This window comes from Synechococcus sp. H55.2 (assembly GCF_047462495.1).
GTDB lineage: Bacteria > Cyanobacteriota > Cyanobacteriia > Thermostichales > Thermostichaceae > Thermostichus.
Map to the genome: position 1 here is coordinate 1,971 of NZ_JANSJH010000131.1, position 3,494 is coordinate 5,464.

At 57.0% G+C, this 3,494-nt stretch carries 4 protein-coding genes; 2 read left to right on the forward strand and 2 right to left on the reverse strand.

The window, feature by feature from the left end; translation table 11 throughout:
* A partial coding sequence (locus tag NW844_RS11930) for a hypothetical protein (protein WP_414335922.1) occupies positions 1-367 on the forward strand: 367 nt, incomplete at its 5' end.
* A complete protein-coding gene (locus tag NW844_RS11935; RefSeq protein ID WP_414335924.1) occupies positions 309-626 on the forward strand; it encodes a hypothetical protein in 318 nt (105 codons plus the stop codon). The genes NW844_RS11930 and NW844_RS11935, both read left to right, overlap by 59 nt.
* On the opposite strand, the gene NW844_RS11940 is transcribed toward NW844_RS11935, so the two are convergent.
* Positions 623-1,333, reverse strand: coding sequence for a hypothetical protein (locus NW844_RS11940; RefSeq protein WP_414335926.1), 711 nt, complete (start codon positions 1,331-1,333; stop codon positions 623-625). The genes NW844_RS11935 and NW844_RS11940 overlap by 4 nt on opposite strands.
* A gap of 223 nt (positions 1,334-1,556) precedes the next feature.
* On the reverse strand, positions 1,557-3,494 hold a 1,938-nt coding region (locus tag NW844_RS11945), incomplete at its 5' end, for a tetratricopeptide repeat protein (protein ID WP_414335927.1).

Consider the following 3,494-nt stretch of genomic DNA (forward strand, 5'->3'; position numbering starts at 1 on the left):
CGGCACCAACACCCACTCCCGCTCCGGTGGCGACGCCTACTCGAACTCCGGCACCAACACCCACTCCCGCTCCGGTGGCGACGCCTACTCGAACTCCGGCACCGACACCTACTCCCACTCCAGTAGCAACGCCTACTCGAACTCCAGTACTGCCACCCACTCCCACTCCGGTGCCAACACCAACGCTTACCCCTATCCCTCGATTGACGCCGCTTGTTCCTCGTGCTCCTACCCCTACCCCAACTCCACCTCCGCCGCCCACCTCGACACCGGCCCCAGCAACACCAACGCCTGCGGCAGAGCTTGCCTTGAGCGGCCAGTGGCTCTACGAGGGAGGATCCTTTGTCTGGCAGGGATCCCTGTGTAAGGTTAATGTTGCAACCGGTATCCAGGAAACCGTCTCCATTCGTCAAGACGGCAACCAGATCAGCGTTTCCTCTCCCGGTTTTGCGGAGCGCAGTGGCCAGCTCATCCGCAACCAACTTTCTGTCAGCGGCAAGATAGGGGGCAGCGGTACCCCAACCATCACGTGGAGTGGCACTGTCAGCGCCGACGGGCGCTCCATTCGTGGCACGGCCACCTGTGGCAGCGCCAGCTTTGCCATCAGGCTCACTCGCCAGAGTTAAATACCCACGCCGCCACCTCGGTCACCGCCACCGCCGTTCTCCGGATCCTCCGGCTTCTGTTGCAAGGGAGGGAGAGGAGGAGGGGTGGCAAACGTTTCGCTCACCACCTGGAGGGTATATGGCCCTCGCCCAGGACTACCTGGCCCAGCGGTTGGGGAAGCATTTTGCGCCCAGTAACTTTGCACCTGGATCAAGTAGCAGCGGTCTTGCCGCACCGGGATCGTGAGCTGGGAGGTGGTAAAGTTGCCAGGAGCAGCATCATCGTTAACAAAAAGGACATTCCGATCCAAATTTCTACCGGTATCAAAGGCACCGATGACCAACAGCGGATCGAAAACCGGGCTGGTCAGCCGGATGGTAACTCCGGTAACGTTGGCTGCAGAAGGAAAGTAGAGAAATCCATCTGAGTAAAAGGTGAAGGTGCCAGGAGGCGGTGGAACTTCCCGGGCATTTTGAACCTCGCCAGCGCTATCGAAGTAGAACTCCAAAAGGCTATTCGGCCCCAAGGTTCCGCTGCGGCTATCTCCTTGGCGGCGCAGGCCAATTGATGCGAAAAACTCTGGGCTAAAGGCTTGCTCGCAAACATTGACCAGAGGCGGCACCGTCCCCCCACCCCCCCCACAGCCTGCCAGGAGGACAGTCGAGGCCAGAAGGCCCCAGAAAAACCGCACCTGGGATCCAGAAACCTTCAACGCTGACAATGACATAGACACTCCCCCGGCCACCGGATCGCTAACGTTCCTCTGGATCCAGATTAGGATGATTTGAGCAATTCGCACAAAATGAAGATCACTGACAGCCTTGCCCTACGTTCAGCACGGATGGCCTATCTCACTGCCCAGCTCGAGAAGGGCACGGCGGAACCATCGAGCCAGTCTTGTACCCATTTGCGGGAAGGGATCCGGAGCAAAGCCCTCTACTTGGGGTGAGCTAACCATAACCACTGCTGGCGTAGCGCTTCCTGGTGAGCAAGAAATGGGCCAGAGCTGCCACGCAGTCTCGATCCTCAAAAAGCAGGTCGCGCCGCTGTTGGATCTGCTGGGAGATTTGCTGCCGAAATTGGGGATCCGTTCCCAGTTGGACAGCCAACTCTTCGTAGCGCTGGAGGTCTTGGGCAATTAAGAGATCAAGGCCCATCCTTTTGAGAATGGCATAGGTGTGCCGGCCCCGCAGGAACCGGCCAGGGCAGGTCACTACAGGCAAGCCGGCAGCAACGGCTTCCAAGGTGGTGATCCCGCCCGACCAGCCGTAGGAATCCAGCATAATATCGGCGCAGCGGTTGAGATCCAAGTAGTCTTGATGATCCAGTTGGGGCAAGATCAAGCAGTGGTCTTCCGCAGAAAGGCCATAGGCGGAGAAAGTTCGGGAAAGACGCTGCCAAAAGTGTTGGGCAATGGCAGCATTGGGCAACGCCAAGAAGACAAATTGAGCGTTGGGCACTCGCTGGGCAATGGCGGCAAAAAGATAGTCATATTGGGGCAGATACTTGCCCAGGTATTGACAGGTAAGATAAACTACTGCGTCTTGGCGCAGGCCAAAATCCCCACGATGACGCTTTTGCTGAGGTAAAACGGGCTTTTCAAAACAAGTACCCAGGCGGGGCAGCCGAATTAGGGTTTCGCTGTAGTGAGCCTGCCCATCTTCGGGCTCCATCAGGTCGCTGGAGAGGAAGTAGTCGATGGTTGAAAGTCCGGAAGTTACAGGATGAGCCCAGGTGGAGCATTGCACTGGGGCTAGCCGCAGAGATGCCAGTTGCAAAATTAGGGGAGAAAGGCCAATTTCCAGATACACCAAAACATCGAGCTGATCCTGCAGAATTTGACGGGCGGCGTCTTCAAAGCCAGTGGGAATGTGGCGAAATACATCCGCATACTGGCGATATTGCTCTGTCATGAAGTCGGTTCTGGGATCCAAATGGTAGGCAAACACCAGAAAAGGCCACTGGGAGCTCGCCTTTAAGTACTTCACCCACCCTAAAGAAAGACGGCTGTAGGAGCAGGCGCGCATCGAGGCCGAGACAAAGCCAACGCGAATGGGATCCCCTGGTTGCCGGGGAAGAGAGTGCCAATTGGGGTAGCAAGATTTCACGATGCGCTGCACAAACTGAGCGTATTTTTTCTGCAGCTCCAGGTCGTCGCAGCCCTGGTACTGCAGATGGTGGGGCGTTCCCCAGCTTGACCCTAAAAAGGCAAGCCGCCGCTGCTCTTGGGTGTCCAAGGGCGTCTCCTCAATGAGGCGATCCAGGTGTTCTACAAAGCGAGAGCGAAATCTATGCAGCTCTTCCTCATCCTGATAGAGGGCGGGCAAATAGAGATGGTAAAGCCAGCGAGCTACCACCAAATTGGGATCCAAAGTCCACGCCTTTTCCAGGTGAGCCAGAGCCGCGCTGTGTTCCCCTTGCTCACGATGGGCCATTCCCAGATAAAAATGCACCTCAGCCCAAGGGATCCCTGCTGCCGGATCTGGATTTTCTAACAAGGAGCTAAGCAAAGGGATCGCTTCTTGATGGCGGCGTAGGTTAACAAGAATCTTGCCGGCTTGCAAAGCAGAAAGGTAAGCCTTGGGATTGAGGCTCAGGCTCTGCCAATAGCAAGATAGCGCCTTTTCCAGTTGCCCCAAAGATTCATAGACAACGCCCAGGTTGTGATGATAGAGGGCTACGCAGGGATCGAGCGCAATGGCCTCGGCAATCAAAGCAGCCGCCCATTCCCCCTCTCCCTTGGCCTGGGCCACCGTCCCCAGCAGGTGCAGGGCATCAGCTTGATCCGGAAACTCCGCCAGAATTTCTAAGTAGATGGCTTCTGCGGTTTGCAAGTCGCCAGACTGCTGGGCCTGGATCCCGGCCAGGAGCTTATCCGTGGGGGTGAG